The sequence below is a fragment of the Cumulibacter manganitolerans genome, from assembly GCF_009602465.1.
Taxonomy (GTDB): domain Bacteria; phylum Actinomycetota; class Actinomycetes; order Mycobacteriales; family Antricoccaceae; genus Cumulibacter; species Cumulibacter manganitolerans.
The window spans coordinates 64,888-86,725 of record NZ_WBKP01000001.1; the positions used below are offsets into that span (position 1 = coordinate 64,888).

Here is a 21,838-nt window from a genome sequence, read left to right on the forward strand (position 1 = left end):
GACATGACCATCGAGAAGGAGCGGACGACGCCGCCGTCGCGGGCCGCGCGCACGCCGGCGCGCACCCGGTTCGCCGCCGGGACGCTGCTCGGCGTGCTGGCCGCGACGGTCACCGGGCTGCTGGCGGACCCGCGGTACGCCGTCGGCGTGGGGTGGTGCGTGGCCTGCCTCGTCTGGTTGCTGTGGATCTGGATCTCCTTGGGCCCGATGACGCCGGGTCAGACCCGTGTGCACGCGGTGCGCGAGGACCCGGGGCGCGGCACGGTCGACCTGGTGATGGTCCTGGCGGCGCTGTTCAGCCTGGGCGCGGTCGGCTACTACTTCGCCCAGGCCGGGAAGGCCGACGGGGCCGACCGCGTGGTGGTCACCCTGCTGGGCGTCGCGACGATCGCGCTGTCCTGGCTGCTGATCCACACGACGTTCGCGCTGAAATACGCCCACCTCTACTACTTCGACGGCGTGCGCGGCATCGACTTCAACAGCGAGGACGATCCCGACTACCGCGACTTCGCCTACTTCGCGTTCAACCTCGGCATGACCTACCAGGTCTCCGACACGTCGGTCAGCGACAAGGCGATCCGGCGCACCGTCCTGCGGCACTGCCTGCTGGCGTTCGTGTTCGGCGTGGTCATCATCGGCGCGGCGGTCAACATCATCGCCGGCCTCGGCTGAGCAGCGATTCTGGTCGGCTCGGCCTTTCCTGGTGACGCGTACGTCGCTGGTCGACCTCGCCAGAGGATCAGCGGTCACTTGACTAACGTGTCATGTTTCTACAGGCTACGGAAGACCGCCCGCCGTCCGCGGACGGCATGCCTGAGTGCAAGGGGATCGATTGTGTCGGATGCCGACTCTGGAAGTCTCGTGCAGCGCGAGGATCAGGATGGCTTGGTGGTGCCGACCGTGACCCGACCGGACAAGCGCGACGCGCTCACCGTCGCGAGATTCCAGCAGCTGCGCTCGCAGGGAAGCAGCCGATGAACCTGGACCGGGATCCCGCGCTGGAGGCGTTCCGCACGGAGGTTGCGGCGTTCCTCGACACCGCACCCACCGACGCCATCCGCGAGGCGGGTCGGCGTACGACCAGCGCGTTCGCGCCGTTCGACCAGGCCATGCAGTGGCAGCGCATTCTGAACGACAAGGGATGGGCCGCGCCGGGCTGGCCGGCGGAGTACGGCGGCACCGGCTGGAGCCTCGAGCAGCGGTACGTCTTCAGCGAGGAGTACGCCCGCCGCGATCTGCCACCGCTGCTTCCCAACGGCCTGCAGATGGTCGGCCCGCTGATCATCGACAAGGGCACCGACGAGCAGAAGAAGCGCTACCTGCCGGGGATCCTCTCCGGAGCGGATTACTGGACGCAGGGCTACTCCGAGCCCGGGTCGGGCTCGGACCTGGCCTCGCTGCGCTGTTCCGCGGTGCGCGACGGCGACGACTACGTCATCAACGGAAGCAAGATCTGGACGACGCTCGCGCATCGCGCGAACCGGATGTTCATGCTGGTGCGTACCAGCACCGACGGGCCGAAGCAGGCCGGCATCACGTTCCTGCTGCTGGACCGGGTCGACTACCCGGGAATGCAGATCCGCCCCATCGTCAATCTGGCCGGCGAGGAGGAACAGTGCGAGGTCTTCTTCGAGGACGTGCGGGTGCCGGCGTCCGGTCGCGTCGGTGAGGAGAACGACGGCTGGGCGATCTCGAAGCATCTGCTGACCTACGAGCGCGGGGCGTCGGTCACCGCGCCACGGATGCGTCGTCACCTCGAGCAGATCCGTGCGGCCGCGCGGACGGTTCCCTCGCCGTACGGCGGCAACCTCGCGGACGATCCGGTCTTTCAGCGTGACCTCGGGGAGGTCGCCGCGGACGTGATCTCGTTCGAGTGCGTGGAGAAGCTCATCCACAGCGGTCATCCGATGGCCAAGGATCCGGCGACACCGTCGATGAACAAGGTCCTGGGCAGTGAGATCACTCAGCGGCTCACCGTGCTGCGAACCCGGGTCGCCGGCGTCGGCGCCGTTCCGCGACAGCTCGAGGCGATCGAGGTCGGGTCCGGCGTGGAACCGCTGGGCAGTGAGTTCGAGCTGACCGCGATGCCCTGGTACCTCAACAGCCGAGCGACCACGATCTACGCCGGCACCAACGAGGTCCAGCGCGATCTGGTTGCCCGCACGCTGGGCCGGCGCTGACGGAGGAGACATGGACCTTACCTACACCAGCGAGCAGCAAGCGCTCCGTGACAGCCTGTCTCGCTACCTGGACCGCACGTACACGTTCGATCAGCGCCAGGAGCTGCTTCGGTCCGACCGCCCGTGGTCGGGTGACGCGTGGAAGCACTTCACCGAGCTCGGACTGACCGCCCTGCCGTTCGACGAGGAGGCCGGAGGGATCGGCGGCACGATGGCCGACATCGTCGCCGTGGGCGAGATATTGGGCGAGTACCTCTGTGTCGAGCCATATGTGTCCTGCGTGGTTCTCGCCGGACAGGCGCTGCGCGCCGCCACCGGCTCGGACCCGGCGAGCAGACTGCTCGAGGCCGTCATCGGCGGCGAGGCCCAGGTCGCATTCGCCCATGAGGAAGGCGCCGGCACGCCGGCCGCCGCGCACGTGGCGTTGACCGCGCGCGAGGGCGCCGGCGGCCACCGCCTCACCGGCCGCAAGGAGCTCGTGCTCGGTGCCGCGCAGGCGTCGGCGATCGTCGTGACCGCGCGGCTCGACGGCGCCGCCCGCGATCCCGAGGGCCTGGCGCTGCTGCTGGTCGATGCGTCCGCCCCGGGGATCTCGTTCCGTGAGTACCGCACGATCGACGGTCGGGCCGCTGCTTCGGTGGACCTGCAGGACGTGCCCGCCCAGCTGCTGGCGCAGGACGCCACCGAGGTGATCGAGGAGATCATCGCGAACGGCATCATCGCCCTCGCCGCGGAGGCCGTCGGGGCGATGAACGCGCTACTGCGGCAGACGATCGAGTACGCCGCCACGCGGCAGCAGTTCGGCGTACCGATCGGCAGCTTCCAGGTGCTCGCGCATCGCATGGCGAACATGAAGATGGCGTACCTGAATGCCCGTGCCACCCTGCTCCACACGACCGCGCTCGCAGAGGCGGGGACGGTTTCGGCTGTCGACACAGCGGTGCTCAAGGCTCAGGTCGCGCGCTTCGGCCGGACGATCTTCGAGTCGGCGATCCAGCTGCACGGCGGCATCGGCACCACCGACGAGCTGCCGATCGGGCACTACGCGAAGCGGATCCTCGCTTTCGAGCCGATGTTCGGAGATCCGGATTTCCACCTTCGGGCGGTCGGCGCGGCGGCGGGCGTGCCGGCCCGCTAGCACTATCGGCCGGTGAGTTCTCCCGATCTGCAGGCTCGTGCGCTGATGCCGATCGGTGCACCGGAGCCTCAGATGTGCTCGTCGAGGAAGGTGAGCACCTGGTCGACCACGTCTTCGTCGGTGAAGAAGGCCGGGTCCGAGTGACCGACGTCCAAGGAGATCAGCCCGCTCGGTACGCCGGCCGCCTCGAGCTGGGCGAGCATCTCGTCGGCCTGGTCGTGGGCGACGACGCAGTCCTTCGTGCCGTGCAGCAGCAGCAGTGGCGCGTCGCCCGAGTCGACGTGGTTCACCGGGCTCGCGTCGGCCGCCAGCTCGGCGTACGGCGCCTCCGTGAGCGGACCGCCGATCAGCTTGCTCTGGCCCACCTCGCCGTACGCCGACCCGCAGCGGGCCGCTGCCTGGGGCTGCATCGTCGGCAGGTCGTAGGCGCCGAAGAACGACACGGCCGCCTCGATCACGCTCGAGCCGTCGCTGGTGCCGACGGCGCCCTCCATGCTCGGCTCGCCATGGGTGGTGCTCAGCAGCGCGACGAGGTGACCGCCGGCGGAGCCGCCGAATGCCGCGAACCGGCCGGCGTCGAGGTGGTATCGCGCGGCGTGCGTCGAGAGGTAGCGGACGGCCGCCTTCACGTCGTGGATCTGCGCGGGCCAGATCGCCTCGCCGGTGAGCCGGTAGTTGATCGCCGCGACGGCGTACCCGGCGGCGAGCAGCGAGTCCCTGAACGCCTTGATGTCGGCTCCTGCGGCGCTGTCGATCTGGCTCTTGTCGCCGTGCTCCCAGCCGCCGCCGTGGATGTAGATGACCAACGGGAGGGCATCGCCTCCGGCGCGCGCCGGCAGGTAGAGGTCGAGTGCCTGGCTGCGAGAGTCGCGCGCGTACGCGACGTCGCGAACGACCTGGCCCGTTGCGCCTCCGGAGCCGCAGCCGACGAGCGTCGACGCGGCCAGCAGAGCAGCGGCGATACCGGCGCGACGGCAACGAGCGGCGATGCGTGATTCGACGGTGCGCACGCGCATCCTCCCGGCCAATCGGTCGATGTCAGAGAAACCGGCCGGCCAGACTAGCCCAACCGGTTCAGCCGTGACTGTGCGCGTTCCGCGGCGAGCCGCGCCGCCGCTTCGTCGCGTTCGGCACTCTCGTGCTGACGCTCCGCGTGCTCCTGCGCCTGCCGGGCAGAGCTGAGGTCGCGCAGGAGGTCCTCCAGCTGCTGCTCGAGCCGCTCCCGCTCGTTCTGCAGTCTCTCGCGGTGGCGGCGCGCGTCGGAGACCGCGTCGGTGGTCACCTTCACCGCCTCCTCCGATCGCCGCAGTTCCGACTCCGCCTCCGCCACTGCGCGTTCTGCGTCAGCGCGGGCGCGTTCCGCTTTCCTGTCCCTGTGCGGCCCGGATCCCTTGATGCTCGTCGGCGTGGACGCCGCAGCCGTGAGCGGCAGGGCCGTCACACCGTCCAGATCCACCGGGGTGAGTCCCGAGGCCTCGAACGCGTCCGTCAACAAGCCGCTCGAGACGGCGGCCCCGGCGTGCGGGTCGGCCATGGCGGCATGCAGCGTCTCCTCCACCTCCGCGCGCACCTTGTCGCTGACGCCGTGCCCCAGCTCCCGCGCGAGCCCGGTCACTTGCGCGGACAGCGCGTGGATCAGCTGGCGGCGTTGTTGATCGAGGGTCCGCAGCTGCGCTCCCTCGAGGTGGCTGTGGGCCTCGCGCAGCTTCTCGCCCAAGGCGATGACCTGGCCGATCTCCTCGCCATGGCGGCGCACCAGGACGTTGACCAGCCAGGCGGCATTGGTCGGCTTGCGGAGCCGCTGAATGGCGTCGCCGAGCTGACGGTCACCCGAGGCCCGGGCCGCTTTGGCGCGTGCGTTCCGCGCCGCGGTGAACTCCGCGGGCGTCAGGCCGTAGAGCTCGGCGGCCACCTCTTCCAGGGTCACCGCGGACGACCGACTCGGCGGTGTCCCGCCCGTTCGCGCAGGTCCTGGCTCATCACAGCAGTATGGACGATCGTCCGGCGCGGAGCCACGACGCTGCGGCCGCACGACGGTCCGGACCAAGGTCACGGGCGATGCGGCGGTAGCGCTCGGTCGACGCATGGAGGGCAACGTCTGGACCGGCCTGAAGCGTCGCCTGGAAGCGAAGCCCGGTCGACGGAGGACTTCGCTCATACAGTGAGTGTCGGAGCCAGCAGTCACCACAGGCGAGGAGCGGGCGATGATCGACGCAGTGCGCGGCCGGTTGCGCGATGCGGTCCGCAGCCGCATCGCCGGGGACGATGCCGAGAAACGCGCTGCGCAGATCTGGGCGAAGCCGGGTGAGCGCCGCTTCACCGACCGCGACCCGATCTGGCGCGTGCACTCCGACGCCTCGATGTTCGCCGGGGGCATCCGCGCGCTGCTGCTGCAGAGCCTGCACCCGCTCGCGATGGCCGGCGTCGCCGAGCACTCGGGCTTCCGCAGCGACCCGCTCGGCCGGCTGCAACGCACGAGCGACTTCATCGCGCAGACCACCTTCGCGGTGCGTGAGGACGCCGACCGGGCGGTGCGGATCGTCCGCGCCGTGCACAAGCGCGTCGTCGGCGTGGCCGACGACGGTACGCCGTACTCCGCCGGCGATCCGCATCTGCTGATGTGGGTGCACGCGGCCGAGATCGACAGCTTCCTGCAGACCTACCAGGAGTTCGGCTCCGCGGCGCTGTCGGCGCACGACGCAGACCTGTACGTCGCGCAGACCGCCGAGACGGCCGAGGCCCTCGGCGTCGAGCGTGCGCCCCGGTCGGTCGCCGAGCTCGAGGACGTCCTGGCGTCGTACCGCCCGGAGCTGCGAGCCACCCCCGAGGCTCTCGACGTGGCCCGCTTTCTGCTGCTGCAGCCGCCGGTGCCGATGCTCGCCCGCGGCGGCTACGCAGGGCTCGCGATCGCGGCCGCGGCGACCCTGCCGCCGTGGGCTCTGGCAATGCTGCGGATCCCGCACCTGCGCGGAGTGACGCCCCTCGCCGGGCGCTTGGCCGGATCCATGTCGGTGGGCACACTGCGCTGGATCATGACCGCTCCGCGGACGTCGTGACACGGCGCTCACCAGGAGGTCTACGCTTTCAAACCGTGCGCTGAACGGTGGCCCGCGGTCAGGGGCCGGCGGCCGGCGTCGGAGCCCGCGGAGTTCGTCCTGCCCCTCGATGATTGGACACGACCCTCATGATCCAGCTCGGAATCCTGCTCATCATCTTCGGCTTCGGATCGCTGATTCTCCCAGAGATCGGCTTCCAGTTTCGCCTGATGGAGCTGTTGGACGACGCCCAGCCCGCAGCCGGAATCATCGTGGGTCTCATCGGCATCGCGCTGGTCGGTGTTGCCGTGGCGCAGGGCGCGAAGAAGCAGAAGGCCGCGACCGCGGGTCAGTGGGTCGGCAACGGCCAGTGGGCGGGCTCGTCGCCGTCCGCCCCGAACACGGCGGGACCCGGCGGTCCCTCGGGCTGGGGCCAGCCGGCGTCCGCGCCGCAGACGGGTCCGCAGCCGGCGTGGGGCCAGCCGGCATCGGGACCGCAGACCGGATCGCACACGCCCTGGGGCCAGCCGCCGTCCGCACCGCAGGCCGGCAACCAGCCGCCGTGGGGCCAGGCCGTGTCCGGTCCGCAGGCGGCCAACCAGCCCACGTGGGGCCGGCCGGTCGGCGGTCCGCAGTCACCGGGCGCGTTGCACGCGCCGGGACAGCCGACCTACGGCGGCCCCCCGCAGCCGCCCACTCAGAATCCGCCGTGGGCGGAGAAGCCCGAAGAGCAGCCGGGGCAGCCGTACGGCGCGCAGCCGGGCGGCCAGTACGGCGCCCAGCAGCCCGGAGCTCAGCAGCCCGGTCCGGCCGACCCGCAGCCCGGCCAGCCGTCCCGGCCGCACGACGGTCCGGGCTTCGACCAGCAGCCACCCGCCCGGTAGGGCGCCTCACGATCTCTCGGGACCGCCCTCTTCCCCGGGCTGCTGCGCCGCGAGCCGGGACTCCAGGTCCAGCACCATGGCGACCCCCGCCAGGTTGAGCCCGGCCGCGAGCAGGTCCCCGATGCGCCGCAGCCGGTCGAGGTCGTCCGCGCTGTAGCGGCGGGTGCGGCCCTCGGTGCGGGCCGGCTCGAGCAGACCGCGCGCCTCGTACAGCCGCAGCGTCTGTACGCCCATGCCGACCAGCTCGGCCGCCACCGAGATCCCGTACACCCCGCGCGCGCTGTCGGGCACGGTGCTGGCCGCCGCCTCGCGCTTGTCGGCTGAGCCCATCGAGCCGCCTTCCGCCAAGAATTTTCCCGATCAGTGTTGCACGCCACTATGCGCAGCGTTATAACAATATCTATAGCCAACAATACAGATCGGCAGGTCGCCTGATCTGGTTCAGCATCGAGAAAGTGAGGAGTTGGAGGTGGTCACGATGCTGATGCGGACCGACCCGTTCCGCGAGTTCGATCGGATTACCCAGCAGATGTTCGGCACCAACGGCACTCCTGCCCGGCCGACCCTGATGCCGATGGACGCATGGCGTGAAGGTGACGTCTTCCGGGTCGAGTTCGATCTCCCGGGTGTCGACCCGTCCTCGATCGACCTGGACGTGGAGCGCAACGTGGTCACGGTGCGCGCCGAGCGTCCGCCGCGCGAGGGCGACAGCGAGCTGATCGCCGCCGAGCGTCCCCGCGGCGTCTTCAGCCGGCAGCTGTTCCTGGGTGACACGCTGGACACCGAGCGCATCCAGGCCAGCTACGAGGCGGGGGTGCTCGCCCTGACGATCCCGGTCGCCGAGCAGGCCAAGCCGCGCAAGATCGAGATCTCCAGCAACAGCGACAAGCAGGCGATCGACGCCTGAGCGGCGACGCCTAGGCCGACCGGTGAGGTGCACGGAAGGCAGGTGAGAACGGTGCAGACCCTCCCTGGCGCGGGCGAGAGGTGCGTCGATCTCGACCCGGAGCTCGCCCTGCTGCTGGACGACCCGCAGTGGGTACGCGAGGAGTTCGAGGTCCTGATGGCCGCCGAGTGGCCGCAGCGGATAGTGCGCGTGCCGCTCACTCGGACCGCCACCGGAGCCGGGCCGACGGGTCCCGACGGGCGTCGCCCCGCGCGCGGCGCGCGGCTTCGCAAGCCGCCGTCTCGGGCGCACGCCCCCGGGACCGACGGGTGGGTACGGGAGCGCTCACCTCCGCGCGGAGGCGCGCACTCCTCTGATCGACCGAACGAGGCGTGAGACAGGAAAGGCAGGTGGTGTCGGCAGATCCTTTCTTCGCCTTCATGAGTCCGAGGTGGTTGCTGCCCCGCCCGCACGTTTGTTCCCTTCCTTGGCGTCGGATGCGCAATGCGCGCGACGCGAACGCCGTGGGCGTACCGACTGCAGGCGGGCCGGGCAGCAACCCTCCTCCACCGCGGCGCCGGCGTACTGCCGGAGCCGCCCGACGTCGCAACCCGCTGCGGAAGTAGAACGAGGAGCAGTCATGACGACCGAACGTGCCGACAGCGCCACCGCCCTGGCCATCGCGCTGGCCAATGTGACCAGCAGCCACCGCGCATTGACCGCCGCCCTCGCCGACGGCGACCTGGACGAGCACGGCGACCTGCTCGAGTGGAGCTCGGCGGTCACCGAGCTGCTGGGGTCCCTGACCGAGCACGTGCGCGAGCTGCTCGAGAAGCGGGACGGGACCGGCGTCCCGCAATCCGCCGCGGACACCGCTCCGGGCTACATCTGAGCCCTCCGCGCGGGGACGAACCCGTGGACGGCGCTACTCGAACGGCGTCGGGTCGCCCGCACCCACGCGGACGACCTCCGGGACACCGCTGGTCATGTCGACGACCGTGGTCGGCGTGTAGCCCGACTCGCCCTCGATGACCGCGTCGACGACGTGGTCGAGTTCGTCCTTGATCTCCCAGCCGCTCAGCAGCGGCTCGTCGTGGTCGGGCAGCAGAAGGGTGCTGGAGACGATCGGCGATCCGACCGCCTCGATGAGCGCCTGGGCGACACGGTGATCCGGGATGCGGACGCCGACCGTCTTCTTCTTGGGGTTCTGCATGACCCGCGGCGTCTCGTGGCTGGCCTTCATGATGAACGTGTACGGGCCCGGCGTCGCGTTCTTGAGCGCGCGGAACAGCGAGTTGTCGAACGTGACGTAGGCGTCCATCTGGGAGAAGTCGCGGCAGACGAGCGTGAAGTCGTGCTTGCTGTCGAGCTTGCGGATGTCACGGATCCGCTGCAACGCGTCCTTGTTGCCCAGCGAGCAGCCCAGCGCGTAGCAGGAGTCGGTGGGGTAGGCGACGAGCCCGCCGTCCCGGATGATCGCGGCCGCCTTCTCGATGAGCCGCGGTTGCGGATCCACCGGGTGAATGTCGATGTACGTCGCCATGCGCCGAGTATGCACCTCGCTCGCGCACGCTTACCCAGGTGTCGAGGGACCCGGCCGGTGACGGGTAAGCGCGTTGGTCGCGAACGTCGGAGCATTCTGAGAAGCTGCCGGCGTGACCGATGACCTTGTTGACGGCCTTTACGAGACCCTGCGCACCGAGCAGCTCGACCGGCGGCTCGCCGCGCTCTCTCTCGGGGCGCGATTCGGGCTGGTCGATGACGAGTACGTCGACGAGTTTCTGCTCCAGCACGTCGGCAGTGTCCTTCGCGATCACCTCGACCAGCACACGTCACCTAAAGGCAAGCTCGCTCTCGTCACGAGGGTCATGAGTGTTCTCGAGCCCAGTTTCCGGACGCTGCGTGACGACGCCGTCGAGCAACTCGAGCAGCTGACCAGTCGGGAGCTCGACGAAGGATCGCGGGCACGGCCCGAGGTCCCGCTTTCGGAGACCGCGCTATTCACGAACGCCGCCGGCGGCCCACGCCTGCATCTGGAACTCGGCCGGGAGCTCGAGTCGGCTGACCGCGTCGATTTGTTGTGCGCCTTCATCAAGAAATCGGGCCTGAAGCATCTCGAGGAGGCCTTGATCGACGCGCGCGACCGCGGCCTACCGTTTCGGGTGCTCACCACCACCTACATGGGAGCGACCGACGCGGCCGCCCTGCGCCGCCTCGTCGAGGACTTCGGGGCAGAGGTGCGAATCAGCTACGACACCGCGATCACTCGACTACACGCCAAGGCGTGGCACTTCTTTCGCGCCTCCGGCTTCTCCACCGCCTTCGTCGGGTCGTCCAATCTCTCGATGCCCGCACTCGATTCCGGCATGGAATGGAACGTCCGCCTGTCCCGCCGCGCAAACCCCGGCGTGCTGAGTCAGGTCGCAGCGGTGTTCGAGGGCTACTGGAACAGCGGGCAGTTCCAAGATTTCCAACCCGACCGCGACAGCGAACGTCTGGAGCGTGCGCTCGCCGCCGCGGCCGGTCGTAATCGATCCGACGGCGCCGTCCAGCGCTTTATCAGTTCCCTCGATCTGACACCGCACCCGTATCAGGCGGAGATCCTGGACGCCCTCCGCACGGCGCGTGCCGAACTCGGCCAGCACCGGAACATCGTGGTGGCCGCGACGGGCACCGGCAAGACGATGGTCGCGGCGTTCGACTATCGAGATCTCGCGGCCGGTCCCCAACGCCCCACGTTGCTGTACGTCGCCCACCGGGTCGAGATCCTGGAACAAGCACGAGCGGCCTATCGGGGCGTACTCAAGGACACCTCGTTCGGCGAGTTGTACGTCGGCGGTGAGCGGCCGACGCGATGGCGCCAGGTGTTCGCGTCGGTGCAGTCACTGTCCAGGGGACTCGATCAGATCCCATCCGACCACTTCGACGTGGTCGTCGTCGACGAGGCGCACCACTCTGGCGCCCGCTCGTGGGCCGCGGTCGTCGATCACTTTCGACCGCTCGAATACCTGGCGTTGACCGCCACCCCCGAACGGCGCGATGGGGTCGACATCGTCGAACGAGACTTCGGCGGCCGAATCTCTGCCGAGATCAGGTTGTGGGACGCGTTGGATCGTGGACTGCTCACCCCCTTCGACTACTTCGCGCTCGACGACGCGACCGATCTACGCGCAATCCGGTGGGTGAACGGTCGCTACGACGACGAGCAACTCAGCGGCCTGTACGTCGGCAATGAGTCTCGCCTACGGATCGTCCTCAACGAGCTGGACCGCAAGGTCGAGGACGTCGCGAGCATGCGCGCGCTGGGCTTCTGTGTGTCGGTCGAGCACGCCCACTACATGGCTAAGCGATTCACCGATCTCGGCCTGCCGGCGAGAGCCATCACCGGTGAGACCGCGGCCGGCGACCGGGCGGCTTGGGTTGCAGAGTTACGCGCGGGCCGGTTGCGCTGCATCTTCACCGTCGACGTTTTCAACGAGGGCATCGACATCCCATCGGTCGACACGGTGCTACTGCTGCGTCCGACGCAGAGTTCCACCGTCTTCTTGCAGCAACTCGGTCGCGGGCTGCGCAAGTACGAGGGAAAGAGCGTGACCACGGTGCTCGACTTCGTCGGGCTCAATCGTGAGGAATTCGATTTCGAGCCGAAGATCGCCGCGCTTGTGCGTTCGGGGAGCCGAAGCGTCTTCGTCCAGGTCGAGGACAACTCGTACGAGGTCCCGGTCGGCTCGACGATCACTCTGCAGCGCCAGGTCCGCAGCAGGATTCTCGATCAGTTGAAGGCTCGGATACGCGGCAGCCGTCGTCGTCTCATCGAGGCCGTGCGGCAGACCGGCACGGAAGAGCTCGAGGTGCTCTTGCGGCAGACCGGAATGCTGCTTTCCGACATATATCGGGGCGCCCGCCCAGCCGACACCTGGATCGGGGCGCTCAACGCCGCCCGATTGAGCCACGATCAGCTCACGTCGCCGCTGCTGAACCGCGCCCGCGCGTTGACGCACGTAAATGATCGTGAGCGCCTCGAGCTGATTGCCTCCGTTTGTCGGCCAGACGCGCCGGCGTACCGCGACCTGACGCCGCGGAAGCGAGCGCTGGCGCGGATGCTCATCCACGTATTGCATCGACCGCTCAAGGCGGTCGATGACCACGATTACGAACGCGCGCTCGAGGCGGTCCGCGTCGATACGGAGTTCGGTTTTGAGATCGCGCAGTTGACCGGCGCCCTGCGTGTGCGGCTCCGCGAGCAACCCGTTCCGGTCGACGGGCGGCTTGCCGCGGTGCCCGCGTTGGTGAATGGGTTGTATCGCCGCGACGAGGCGTTGTCCGCGTTCGGGTACACCGAGGGCGGTCGCGCCACGTCGAGTCATCAAGTCGGCGTTGCGTGGTGTGAAGCGACCCAGACGGACCTGCTGTTCGTGAACCTCCGCAAGTCGACCAAGCACTTCGCGCCGTCGATCCAGTACCGCGATTACGCCATCAGCCGAGACCTGTTCCACTGGGAGAGCCAGAACTCGACCCCCGCGGATGGCAAGGTCGGGCGTCGGTATCGGCGGCACGATGAGCTCGGAACCGAGGTCGTGCTCTTCGTTCGTGAAGCCCGGGATGACGCATTCGGCGGCGGAGCGCCGTTTCGCTGCTTGGGCGCCCTCGACTACGTCAGCCACGTCGGTGAGAAGCCGATGGCGATCACCTGGAGGCTCCGATCACCGATGTCCGAATCGGTGTGGAAGATCGCTTCCGCGGTCGGATAGCTCGGCGGTCGATGTAGCAGCGCCGCATGGCACGTGCGAAGCGTTCGGCCTTGACGCCCAGCTGACTAGGACCGTGCCTTACGGGTCTCCTTGTCGTTCGCCTTCTGGATGGCGTCGACCAGCTCGTCCTTGTCCATCTTCGAGCGGCCGCTGATGCCGAGCCGCTTGGCGACGTCGTACAGGTGGCTCTTGGAAGCGTTCGCGTTCACGCCGCCGGCGGTGTCACCGCCTCGACGTGCCTTGGCCCCGGACTTCTGGGCCTGCTTGTCCGAGGGTCCCTTCTGGTCCTTGGCCTCCCAGTGATCGCCGACCTTCTCGAAGCTGTGCTTGAGAGCCGCGAAGGCCGTTCGATGTGCGCGCTCGCCCTCGCCGTACTCCTCGACCGCGGAGTCGTGCGTTTTCGACCACGTCTCCTGCGCCTTCTTCGGCGAGCGCTGCAGGGTAGAGGGCAGTTCATCCTTGGCGGGCATTGTGGTTCCTCCTTCGTCGCGTGCAACGTCGTAGTACCCAGGCGGTACGTGTCCATGCTCGCCCGGAGAGCGGGACCGCACCACCCCACTCTGTTCCTACCCCGAGTATGGCTTCATGGTCGTGACCAGGTTGGTCAGGCCGGTTCGTCGCGATCGGTTCCCCGCGGGCGGCCCAGGCAGAAGGGATAGCAGTGCATGCACGTGTTCCTGGCGGTCGTTGGCGTGGCATTGATCGCGGTCGGCCTGACGGACATGTTCCACACCCTGCTGCACCCCAGCGGGCGCGGGCGGGTCAGTCATTGGGTCTTCGCGCAGGCGTGGAGGGCCTCGAAGGCGACGGGCCACCGGCTTGGTTCGGTATTGGGGCCGGCTGCGATGGTCGTCGCCATCTCCGTCTGGGTGGCGATGCACGCGGTCGGCTGGGCGCTGATCTACCTTCCGCACATCACCGACGGGTTCACCTACTCGTCGGGCATCGACCCGACTGCGTATCCGCGGATGGTGCAGGCGCTGTACTACTCGGTCGTCGTGCTCTCGACCCTCGGTTTCGGTGACGTCGTGCCCGTCGACCCGTGGATTCGCATCGTCACACCTCTCGAGGCGCTCACCGGTCTGGCGTTGCTCACCGCGGCGCTGACCTGGTTCACCCAGATGTACCCGCCGTTGTCGCGGCGCCGGGCGCTGGCTCTGCATCTGAAGAGCCTGGCGGACAGCGACTATGCCGAGGACCTCGCCGCGATCCCCTCGGAGACGGCAAGCCGGGTGCTTGACGAGCTCTCGGCCGAGGTGGGGCAAGTGCGCATCGATTTCACGCAGTACAGCGAGAGCTACTACTTCCAGGAACGGGATGCGGATATCTCGCTGCCCTGCCAGCTGCCGTACGCGGTACGCATGCGGGACGCGTCGCTCGCGCGACCGGAGATCGGTGTGTCCAGGAGCGGGCGCCAGCTCGCGATCGCCCTCGAGCAGCTGGGGGCCGTGCTCGAACACAACTACCTGCACACGGACGAGACCCTCGGCGGCGTACTCGCCGCGTACGCCGCCGACCACGCCCAGAAGACTGCTACCTGAACCACGTCTGCCTGGTACGGCGGCAACCCGTCCTTCGCCGCCGGTCCGTTGCTAGGGTCGGCGAATGGACCTGGTTCTGGATGCTCTGGACAGCCCCGTCGAGGTGTACTTCGACGAATGGGGGATCGGGCACGCGCGGGCGACGACGGTGCATGACGCCTTCGTGGCGCAGGGCTACCTGCACGCGCGGGACCGGCTCTGGCAGATGGACGCCGTCCGGCGGCAGATCGCCGGACGCTGGTCGGAGTGGGTCGGCCCGCAGGGCCTCGAGGCCGACAAGCTCGCCCGCCGCCTGGATGCGGCCGGCGCCTCCCGCCGCGACTTCGAGGCGATCGGCGACGAGGCCCGCGACATGCTCACGGCGTACGCGGACGGCGTCAACGCCTGGATCGAGCACGCCGCCACCAACGACCAGCTGCCCCACGAGTACTCCCTTGTCGGGGGCGCCCCGGAACGCTGGCAGGCCTGGCACTGCATCAGCGCGATGCGTCAGCGCGGCTACCTGATGGGCTCCATCTGGCACAAGCTGTGGCGCGCCGCGGCTCTGCGACACCTTCCGCTCGACGAGGTCGCCAAGCTCCGGTGGGACGACGGCGGCAACGAACTGCTGATCGTGCCGCAAGGCGAACGGGCCGAGCGCTGGACGGCCGACCTCACCCAGCTCGGTCCGGCGATCGACGACCTGATGGCGCTGCGCGATCCGTCGTACACCGGCGGCGGCAGCAACAACTGGTGCGTCAGCCCGCAGCGCACCGCGACCGGCCGCCCGATGGTCGCCGGCGACCCGCACCGCAACTTCGAGCTCCCCGGGATGTACGCGCAGCAGCACATCGCGTGCGACGAGTTCGACCTGATCGGCCTGACGATCCCCGGCTGTCCCGGCTTCCCGCACTTCGCGCACAACGAGAACGTCGCCTGGGGCGTGACCATCGCGTTCATGGACCTGCACGACCTGTTCATCGAGAAGACCGACGGCGACACGTACCTCTATAAGGACGAATGGCTGCCGATGCAGCGGCGTACGGAGCGCATCGAGATCCGCGGCGCGAAGCCGGTCGACATCGACGTGCACACCACCTACCACGGCCCGCTGATCGTCGGCGACCCGCAGGACGGCGTCGCGCTGAGCGTGCAGTCGATCCAGTTCGCGCCGACCGACTACTCACTCGACTGCATGCTGCCGATGATGCGCGCCCGCACCTGCGAGGCGCTGTTCGAAGCTACCCGCGGCTGGGGCCTGGTCGACCACAACCTCGTCGCCGGTGACACCAGCGGCACCATCGGCTACCGCACGCGCGCGATCGTCCCGCGCCGCGGGCCGATCAACGGCTGGCTGCCGGTTCCCGGCTGGAGTGGCGACTACGAGTGGGACGGCGTCGTCCCCTTCGAGGAGATGCCGCACTTCGTCAACCCCGAGCGCGGATTCCTCGTCACGGCGAACAACCGCGTCGTCGACTCCGACCCGGAGGCCGGCCCCTACCTCTCGACCGACTGCCATCCGCCGCAGCGCGCCGAACGCATCCAGACGCGCCTCGGCGACCTCTCGCAGGCGACGATCGCCGACATGGCGGCCATCCACGCCGACGCCGTCTCGCTGCACGCCCCGATGTTCATCGATCTCGCCGGCCGCGCCACGCCGTCCACCGACCAGGGCCGCGCTCTCGTCGACCTGCTCGCCGGCTGGAACGGCCGGATGGACGCCGACAGCACCGCCGCCACGGCGTACACCGACCTGCGGTGGGAGATGGCCCGCCTGCTGGCCGAGCGCACCGGTCTGGCCGAGACCACGTCCTCGCCGTACGCCGCCCCGCCGCCCGGATTCGCGCCCGTGACGGAGATGTGGTGGACCCTCGCCACGCTGCTGAGGGACGACGACCGCTCCCTGCTGGACGGCTCGACCTGGGAGGCGCTCGCCTCCGACGCCCTCGACGCCGTCGGCGCGCGCGGGACGCCGGCACCGTGGGGAGAGCGTCACCGCGTCGTCTTCCAGCACCCGCTCGCCGGCGCGTTCCCCGACGAGCGCAGTGCCCTCAACCCTGCCGGGCAGCCGATCGGCGGCGACAACGAGACGGTCCTCGCCTCCGGCGCGGTCGCCGCCGGCAACAGCGCGTCGATGTACGGCTCGGTCGCCCGGTACGCGTTCGACGTCGGCAGCTGGGACGACTCGCGCTGGGTCGTGCTCGCGGGTACGTCGGGCGACCCGCGGTCGCCGCACTACGTCGACCAGCACGAGACGTGGGCGCGGGTCGAGATGCTGCCGATGACCTACTCCTGGGACACGATCACCGGCTACCCCGACCGGCTCACCCTGTCACCGTAAGTCGTCGGCGTAGTCCGGACGGGCGCTCCCGGCGTCTCGACGTCACTCCGCCTAGCGGCTCCGTTCGCTCGACGACCATGGTGGGCGGCCGTTCGCTCGGCGATCATGGTGGCGGGCGGTCGTTGCTCGGCGACCATGGTGGGAGGCTCCGTGGCGCTGCTTCCACGGTCGTCGAGCGAGGCGAGGAACGAGCCGACGTCGAGACGCCGTACGCCGTCGGCGTAGTCCGGACGGGCGCTCCCGGCGTCTCGACGTCACTCCGCCTAGCGGCTCCGTTCGCTCGACGACCATGGTGGGCGGCCGTTCGCTCGGCGATCATGGTGGCGGGCGGTCGTTGCTCGGCGACCATGGTGGGAGGCTCCGTGGCGCTGCTTCCACGGTCGTCGAGCGAGGCGAGGAACGAGCCGACGTCGAGACGCCGTACGCCGACCGTGTCACCGGCCACGGGCGGTCGTGCGGTGACGTCCGCGGGTAGGGCGGTGGCTACGGTCGGGTGGCGAGGCGGCGGGGTGGGATGACCTCGTGCCCGTGCGAGCGCACCCACCAGGCACCCGTCTGGCGCTTCTCCGCGCGGGTCGAGTACCGGTAGTCGTACTCCATGACGCGGATCCACCTCGGCGGCGCGTCGGGGAACGGGTTCACCCGGCACATCCGGGTCACCGCCGGCTCGCCCTCCAGCAGCCGCACGGTCAACACGTCCAGCCACGGACCGCGGAAGTACGACGACAGCGCGGCGAACCAGAGCTGCCAGCCGAGGCGCAGGTGGTACGGCGCCACCACCGGTGGCCGGTGCGCGACATCGCCGGGCTTGCCGTAGAACTCGTACTCACGCCACGGCTCACCCCGCTCGGTGCAGCCCTCGACGATCAGCTCGCGACGCTGCTTGCCGATGGTCCCGAACGCGCCGTACGACGACCCGAGCAGCAGCGGGTTGTAGCGGGCGTTCATCTTCTGCTGCGCCGAGAACAGGTTGACCAGCGGGTGGTACACCAGCGCCAGCGACAGGACGGCGAACGCGATCTGCACGCCGAGCACCCAGCCCGACGCCGCAGCCAGCTCCGGACGGAAGCCGTCCAGCCCGACCGCGGAATCGGCGACCAGCGACAGGCACAGGCAGATCGTCAGCAGGTTGACCCACGCGAAGTTGCCCGACAGCACGAGCCACGCCTGGGTCAGCGCCATGACGAGCGCCGCGTACGAGCGGATCGGCTGCGGCGCCAGAAGAAGGAACGGCACGACCAGCTGCACCACGTGGTTGGCGCCGGTCTCGACCCGGTGCAGCACCTTGGGCAGGTGGTGGAAGTACCACGACAGCGGCCCGGGCATCGGCTGGGTCTCGTGGTGGTAGTCCAGGGCGGTCAGGTCGCGCCACTCCTTGCCGCCGCGCATCTTGATCAGGCCGGCGCCGAGCTCCACGCGGATCAGCAGCCAGATCAACGCGGCGATCACCAGCGTGGAGGGCACCTGGTCGCGGGGCCCGATGAAGACGCAGACGAACAGCACCTCGCACAGCAGCATCTCCCACAGGAAGCCGTACCACCGCTGGCCCACATTCACGATCGACAGGTACAGCACCCACATCGCCGTCCACGCGAGCATGTGGCCCCACGCCGGCAGCATCGCGGTCAGCCCGGCGACCGTCGCCGCGCTGATGAGCACGCCGACCCAGCAGGCGGTCAGGAAGTACCGATCGCTGTAGCGCCAGCGGAAGATGCTCGGGCCGTCCCAGAACCGCGTCTGCCGCAAGTACGGCTCGATCGGCGTCAGCCCGCGCGCGCCGAGCAGGCCGGGGAACTGGTTGATCGTGCTGATCAGCGTCACCAGCAGCAGCGCCGCGACGCCGTGCTCGAGGACCATGCGGCCCAGCCACGCGTCCGGCGCCTGGGCCCACTCCCACCCCGCGGCCACGACGTACGCGGGGGACATGGCGGCTAGAGCTGTTCGTCGTCCTCGACGACGTGGACGGCGGCCTCTTCAGCCGACGCCGCCGCGCCGTCGATGCCGACGTCGTCGGCCACCGACTCGGGCTCCGTGTCCGGAGCGATGCCCTCGTCCGGTGCGACAAGACGACCGGAACGGCGTCCGCCCACCTCGCCGTCGTCGAGCTCGTCGTTGTCCCAGGTGTCCTTGTCCGGGTCGAAGTCCGGCTCCTCCTGAGCGAGCCGCTGATCGAGCGACTCGCCGCGCGCCTCTTCCTCGGCGGTGTTGCCGTAGCCCTGCGCGGCCGACCACCCCTCGCGCGTCGCGTACCCCTCGTCGAGGACGTCGTCGACGCCGCGGTCGTCCAAGGTGTCCGCCGGTTGCAGCTGGTCGTCCTCGTCGATGCTGTAGTCGCCGTAGTTCTCGTTCTCGGTACTCATGCCGAAATCCTATCGTCGTCCGAACCGGCGCACGGGGCCGCGCGACTACATCGTTAGTGACGCGTACTAACGTCGGTCTGCAACACCACGCGCCGGTCCTGGGCGCGGCCGAACGAGGGAGCTCAGCATGACCCACATCTTCGACCTGACCGGCAAGCGCGCGGTCGTCACCGGCGGCGGGACCGGCATCGGCCTGGCGATGGCCCAGGCGCTCGCGGACGCCGGCGCCACCGTCACGCTGTGGGGACGCCGCCAGGAGAAGCTCGACGAGGCCGCCGCCGCCAACGAGAAGGCCGGTTTCCTGACGCAGCAGGTCGACGTGGCGGATCCGCAGCAGGTCACCGACGGCTTCGCCGAGGCCGCCAAGCGGATGGGCGGCCTGGACATCGTGGTCGCCAACGCGGGCATCAGCGCGGGCCCGAAGAAGCTCGCCGAGGTCACGCCCGAAGAGTTCCGCCGGGTCCTGGCGGTCAACCTCGACGGCGCCTTCTTCACCATCCAGCAGGCCGCCAACGTGATGAGCGAGGGAGGCTCGATCATCACCGTCTCGAGCCTCGCCTCCATCGACGCGACGCCGCGCAACTACGCCTACGGCGCCTCCAAGTCGGGCGTCATCGCGCTGACGAAGGCCGCCGCGGTCGAGCTGGCCCGCAAGCAGATCCGGGTGAACGCCGTCCTGCCGGGCTGGATCCGCACCGACATGACCGAGGGCTCGCAGAACAACGAGAAGTTCAACAACGCCGTGATCCCGCGGGTGCCCGCGCGCCGGTGGGGCAACCCCGAGGACTTCGGTGGCATCGCGGTCTACCTGGCCAGCGACGCCGCGGCCTATCAGACCGGCACCAGCACGGTCATCGACGGCGGGTACAGCATCTTCTAATGCAATGAGGCGCAGAATGCCCTGGTGACCAAGCTGATCGAGGGCATCCTGAACATCGCACCCGTCTGGGTGTACGTCGTGACGTTCCTGCTGGTGTTCGCCGAGGACGCGATCTTCCTCGGGTTCGTCATCCCGGGGGAGACCGCGGCGGTGCTCGGCGGCGTCGACGCGTCCCGCGGCCACGCCGTCCTCTGGCTGATGATCGTGCTGGTCGTCGCCGCGGCCATCTCCGGCGACAGCGTCGGTTACGAGGTCGGCAGGCACATCGTCGGCCCGAAGCTGCTCGATCACCACAAGATGACCCGCCTGCGTCCCCGGGTCGACGCGGCTCAGGACTACCTGCGGCGCCGGGGCGGCATGGCCGTCTTCCTCGGGCGGTTCACCGCGTTCTTCCGCGCGGTGATGCCGGCGCTGGCCGGCGCCTCCCGGATGCCGTACCGCACCTTCCTGCACTACAACGCCCTGGGCGGGATCGTGTGGGGCGCCGGATTCGTCGTCCTCGGTTTCGTCGCCGGCAACTCCTACCGCACCGTGGAGAAGTACGTCGGCCGTGGCCTCGCCGTCACCATCGCGGCAATCGTTGTCGGCGCGCTCGTCGTCTGGCACTTCACCCGGCGGCGCCGGGAGCGGACGGCCGGTTCCGACCGCTCGCGATCGGCCGGCGGCAAGCCGTAGGCCCAGGGGCTTTGACGGTGGGCGCTCCCGCGCCGGAAAACGTCGCGCCGGAGGCCCGCTGTCCACCCGGAGTGGACAGCGAGCCGCCAGGACGACGGTTTCCGGGGGAGCTGCCGACACCGTGGGACGTCGGGCGTAGGCCGGTCGGCGGCGGCGCGGCGTACGACGGCCGGTCGGGCGGCGCGGCGTAGGCCGGCCGGCGGCGACGGCGGGCTCGCGCGGTGGGTTGTGCCCCGCTATCGCGCGTTTAGCGTGGTGTTACCCACCGCGAGAGCTGGAAGCGGGCCAGAACCCACCGCCAGCGTGAGCAGCGTGGCGAAACCCACCGCGGGCAGTCGGGTCTCGTCCGCGGCGGCCGCGGCTGCGAGGCGAGCTCCCCGGGGCGTCGAGGCGCTTCTGGCCGGTCGGCGGTTCTGGAACAATGGCCGGATGACTGATCTCAGCCGCGCAGACCTGGCCCGTTACGTCGACCACACTCTGCTGAAGGCCGACGCCACCCCGGCGGACGTCGCAGCGCTCGCAAACGAGGCACGCGAGCTGGGTGTCTACGCGATTTGTGTGTCGCCGTCCGCGCTGCCGGTCGAGACTCCTCTGGGTGGCGCGCTGGTCGCGACGGTCTGCGGCTTCCCGTCCGGCAAGCACAAGAGCGCTATCAAGGCCGCGGAGGCCCAGCAGTCGGTGCGCGACGGCGCGGACGAGGTCGACATGGTCATCGACATCGGTGCGCTGAAGGCCGGTAACGCGCGTCGGGTCGAGGCGGACATCCGTGCCGTCCGCGAGGCCGTCCGCGACTCGGTGCTGAAGGTGATCATCGAGTCGGCGGCGCTCACCGATGACGAGATCGTCACCGCCTGCAAGGCCGCCGAGGCCGCGGGCGCGGACTTCGTCAAGACGTCCACCGGATTCCACCCCGAGGGTGGCGCCAGCGTGCACGCCGTCGAGATCATGAAGCAGACGGTCGGTGACCGCCTGGGCATCAAGGCCTCCGGCGGGATCCGCGACTACGCGACCGCCATCGCGATGATCGACGCAGGTGCCACCCGGCTCGGTCTGTCGGGCACGAAGGCCGTCCTGGACGGCTGCCCGAGCTGACCTCCCGGCGTCTCGACGTCGCTCGTTCCTCGCTCGCTCGACGACCGTGAGGGGGCGCCTGGCCGCCTTCGTCGATGCGCCGATTCCCGGTCGTGA

21 protein-coding genes are annotated in these 21,838 nt (G+C 69.5%); 14 read left to right on the forward strand and 7 right to left on the reverse strand.

What is annotated here, in order from left to right:
* Nucleotides 1–3: 3 nt before the first annotated feature.
* The 3 genes from F8A92_RS00320 to F8A92_RS00330 all read left to right on the forward strand — a co-directional run bounded on the left by F8A92_RS00320 (nt 4) and on the right by F8A92_RS00330 (nt 3,318).
* The gene (locus F8A92_RS00320; protein WP_153502592.1) at nt 4–672 is read left to right on the forward strand and encodes a DUF1345 domain-containing protein; all 669 of its coding nucleotides are present in this window, start codon (nt 4–6) and stop codon (nt 670–672) included.
* Between the two features lie 302 nt (nt 673–974).
* Nucleotides 975–2,180, forward strand: coding sequence for an acyl-CoA dehydrogenase family protein (locus tag F8A92_RS00325; protein ID WP_153502593.1), 1,206 nt, complete (start codon nt 975–977; stop codon nt 2,178–2,180).
* A gap of 10 nt (nt 2,181–2,190) precedes the next feature.
* A complete protein-coding gene (locus F8A92_RS00330; protein WP_153502594.1) occupies nt 2,191–3,318 on the forward strand; it encodes an acyl-CoA dehydrogenase family protein in 1,128 nt (375 codons plus the stop codon).
* 68 nt (nt 3,319–3,386) lie between these two features.
* Here F8A92_RS00330 and F8A92_RS00335 read toward each other — a convergent pair whose 3' ends face one another.
* Together F8A92_RS00335 and F8A92_RS00340 are read right to left on the reverse strand one after the other, a co-directional pair.
* The gene (locus F8A92_RS00335; protein WP_194291295.1) at nt 3,387–4,328 is read right to left on the reverse strand and encodes an alpha/beta hydrolase; all 942 of its coding nucleotides are present in this window, start codon (nt 4,326–4,328) and stop codon (nt 3,387–3,389) included.
* A 50-nt stretch (nt 4,329–4,378) separates the two neighbouring features.
* Nucleotides 4,379–5,245, reverse strand: a complete 867-nt coding sequence (locus F8A92_RS00340) for a hypothetical protein (RefSeq protein ID WP_153502596.1) — start codon at nt 5,243–5,245, stop codon at nt 4,379–4,381.
* Between the two features lie 277 nt (nt 5,246–5,522).
* On the opposite strand from F8A92_RS00340, the gene F8A92_RS00345 reads away from it, so the two are divergent.
* Entirely contained in the window at nt 5,523–6,374 is an 852-nt protein-coding gene (locus tag F8A92_RS00345) for an oxygenase MpaB family protein (RefSeq protein ID WP_153502597.1), read from the forward strand.
* A gap of 128 nt (nt 6,375–6,502) precedes the next feature.
* Nucleotides 6,503–7,237, forward strand: a complete 735-nt coding sequence (locus tag F8A92_RS00350) for a hypothetical protein (protein WP_153502598.1) — start codon at nt 6,503–6,505, stop codon at nt 7,235–7,237.
* A 6-nt stretch (nt 7,238–7,243) separates the two neighbouring features.
* Here the strand turns inward: F8A92_RS00350 and F8A92_RS00355 are convergent, their stop codons facing one another.
* Nucleotides 7,244–7,567: a MerR family transcriptional regulator gene (locus tag F8A92_RS00355; protein ID WP_153502599.1), complete on the reverse strand. Its 324-nt coding sequence runs from the start codon at nt 7,565–7,567 to the stop codon at nt 7,244–7,246.
* A 148-nt stretch (nt 7,568–7,715) separates the two neighbouring features.
* Between F8A92_RS00355 and F8A92_RS00360 the strand changes: the two genes are divergently transcribed.
* From F8A92_RS00360 to F8A92_RS00370, 3 genes are all read left to right on the forward strand, one after another.
* Nucleotides 7,716–8,144: an Hsp20/alpha crystallin family protein gene (locus tag F8A92_RS00360; protein ID WP_153502690.1), complete on the forward strand. Its 429-nt coding sequence runs from the start codon at nt 7,716–7,718 to the stop codon at nt 8,142–8,144.
* A 51-nt stretch (nt 8,145–8,195) separates the two neighbouring features.
* Nucleotides 8,196–8,519: a hypothetical protein gene (locus tag F8A92_RS00365; RefSeq protein WP_153502600.1), complete on the forward strand. Its 324-nt coding sequence runs from the start codon at nt 8,196–8,198 to the stop codon at nt 8,517–8,519.
* A gap of 244 nt (nt 8,520–8,763) precedes the next feature.
* Nucleotides 8,764–9,015, forward strand: coding sequence for a hypothetical protein (locus F8A92_RS00370; protein WP_153502601.1), 252 nt, complete (start codon nt 8,764–8,766; stop codon nt 9,013–9,015).
* Between the two features lie 33 nt (nt 9,016–9,048).
* Here the strand turns inward: F8A92_RS00370 and F8A92_RS00375 are convergent, their stop codons facing one another.
* Complete coding sequence (locus F8A92_RS00375) at nt 9,049–9,666, reverse strand: L-threonylcarbamoyladenylate synthase (protein WP_153502602.1); 618 nt, start codon at nt 9,664–9,666, stop codon at nt 9,049–9,051.
* A gap of 112 nt (nt 9,667–9,778) precedes the next feature.
* On the opposite strand from F8A92_RS00375, the gene F8A92_RS00380 reads away from it, so the two are divergent.
* Nucleotides 9,779–12,874, forward strand: a complete 3,096-nt coding sequence (locus tag F8A92_RS00380; RefSeq protein WP_153502603.1) for a DUF3427 domain-containing protein — start codon at nt 9,779–9,781, stop codon at nt 12,872–12,874.
* A 65-nt stretch (nt 12,875–12,939) separates the two neighbouring features.
* Here the strand turns inward: F8A92_RS00380 and F8A92_RS00385 are convergent, their stop codons facing one another.
* Complete coding sequence (locus F8A92_RS00385) at nt 12,940–13,344, reverse strand: ChaB family protein (RefSeq protein WP_153502604.1); 405 nt, start codon at nt 13,342–13,344, stop codon at nt 12,940–12,942.
* 195 nt (nt 13,345–13,539) lie between these two features.
* On the opposite strand from F8A92_RS00385, the gene F8A92_RS00390 reads away from it, so the two are divergent.
* Nucleotides 13,540–14,415, forward strand: a complete 876-nt coding sequence (locus F8A92_RS00390; protein ID WP_153502605.1) for a potassium channel family protein — start codon at nt 13,540–13,542, stop codon at nt 14,413–14,415.
* Between the two features lie 64 nt (nt 14,416–14,479).
* Nucleotides 14,480–16,735, forward strand: coding sequence for a penicillin acylase family protein (locus tag F8A92_RS00395; RefSeq protein WP_153502606.1), 2,256 nt, complete (start codon nt 14,480–14,482; stop codon nt 16,733–16,735).
* A gap of 483 nt (nt 16,736–17,218) precedes the next feature.
* Here the strand turns inward: F8A92_RS00395 and F8A92_RS00400 are convergent, their stop codons facing one another.
* Both F8A92_RS00400 and F8A92_RS00405 read right to left on the reverse strand, forming a co-directional pair.
* Nucleotides 17,219–18,661, reverse strand: coding sequence for a lipase maturation factor family protein (locus tag F8A92_RS00400; RefSeq protein ID WP_153502607.1), 1,443 nt, complete (start codon nt 18,659–18,661; stop codon nt 17,219–17,221).
* 5 nt (nt 18,662–18,666) lie between these two features.
* Nucleotides 18,667–19,095 (reverse strand): DUF5709 domain-containing protein, encoded by a 429-nt coding sequence (locus F8A92_RS00405; RefSeq protein ID WP_153502608.1) that lies wholly within the window; start codon nt 19,093–19,095, stop codon nt 18,667–18,669.
* A 127-nt stretch (nt 19,096–19,222) separates the two neighbouring features.
* On the opposite strand from F8A92_RS00405, the gene F8A92_RS00410 reads away from it, so the two are divergent.
* The 3 genes from F8A92_RS00410 (at nt 19,223) to deoC (ending at nt 21,742) form a co-directional block, all read left to right on the forward strand.
* Nucleotides 19,223–19,975, forward strand: a complete 753-nt coding sequence (locus tag F8A92_RS00410; RefSeq protein ID WP_153502609.1) for an SDR family NAD(P)-dependent oxidoreductase — start codon at nt 19,223–19,225, stop codon at nt 19,973–19,975.
* A 24-nt stretch (nt 19,976–19,999) separates the two neighbouring features.
* Nucleotides 20,000–20,650 (forward strand): DedA family protein, encoded by a 651-nt coding sequence (locus tag F8A92_RS00415; RefSeq protein WP_153502610.1) that lies wholly within the window; start codon nt 20,000–20,002, stop codon nt 20,648–20,650.
* 429 nt (nt 20,651–21,079) lie between these two features.
* Nucleotides 21,080–21,742 carry a deoxyribose-phosphate aldolase gene (gene deoC, locus F8A92_RS00420; RefSeq protein WP_153502611.1) on the forward strand — a complete coding sequence of 221 codons (663 nt, stop codon included), beginning with the start codon at nt 21,080–21,082 and terminating at the stop codon, nt 21,740–21,742.
* The last annotated feature ends 96 nt before the right edge of the window (nt 21,743–21,838 follow it).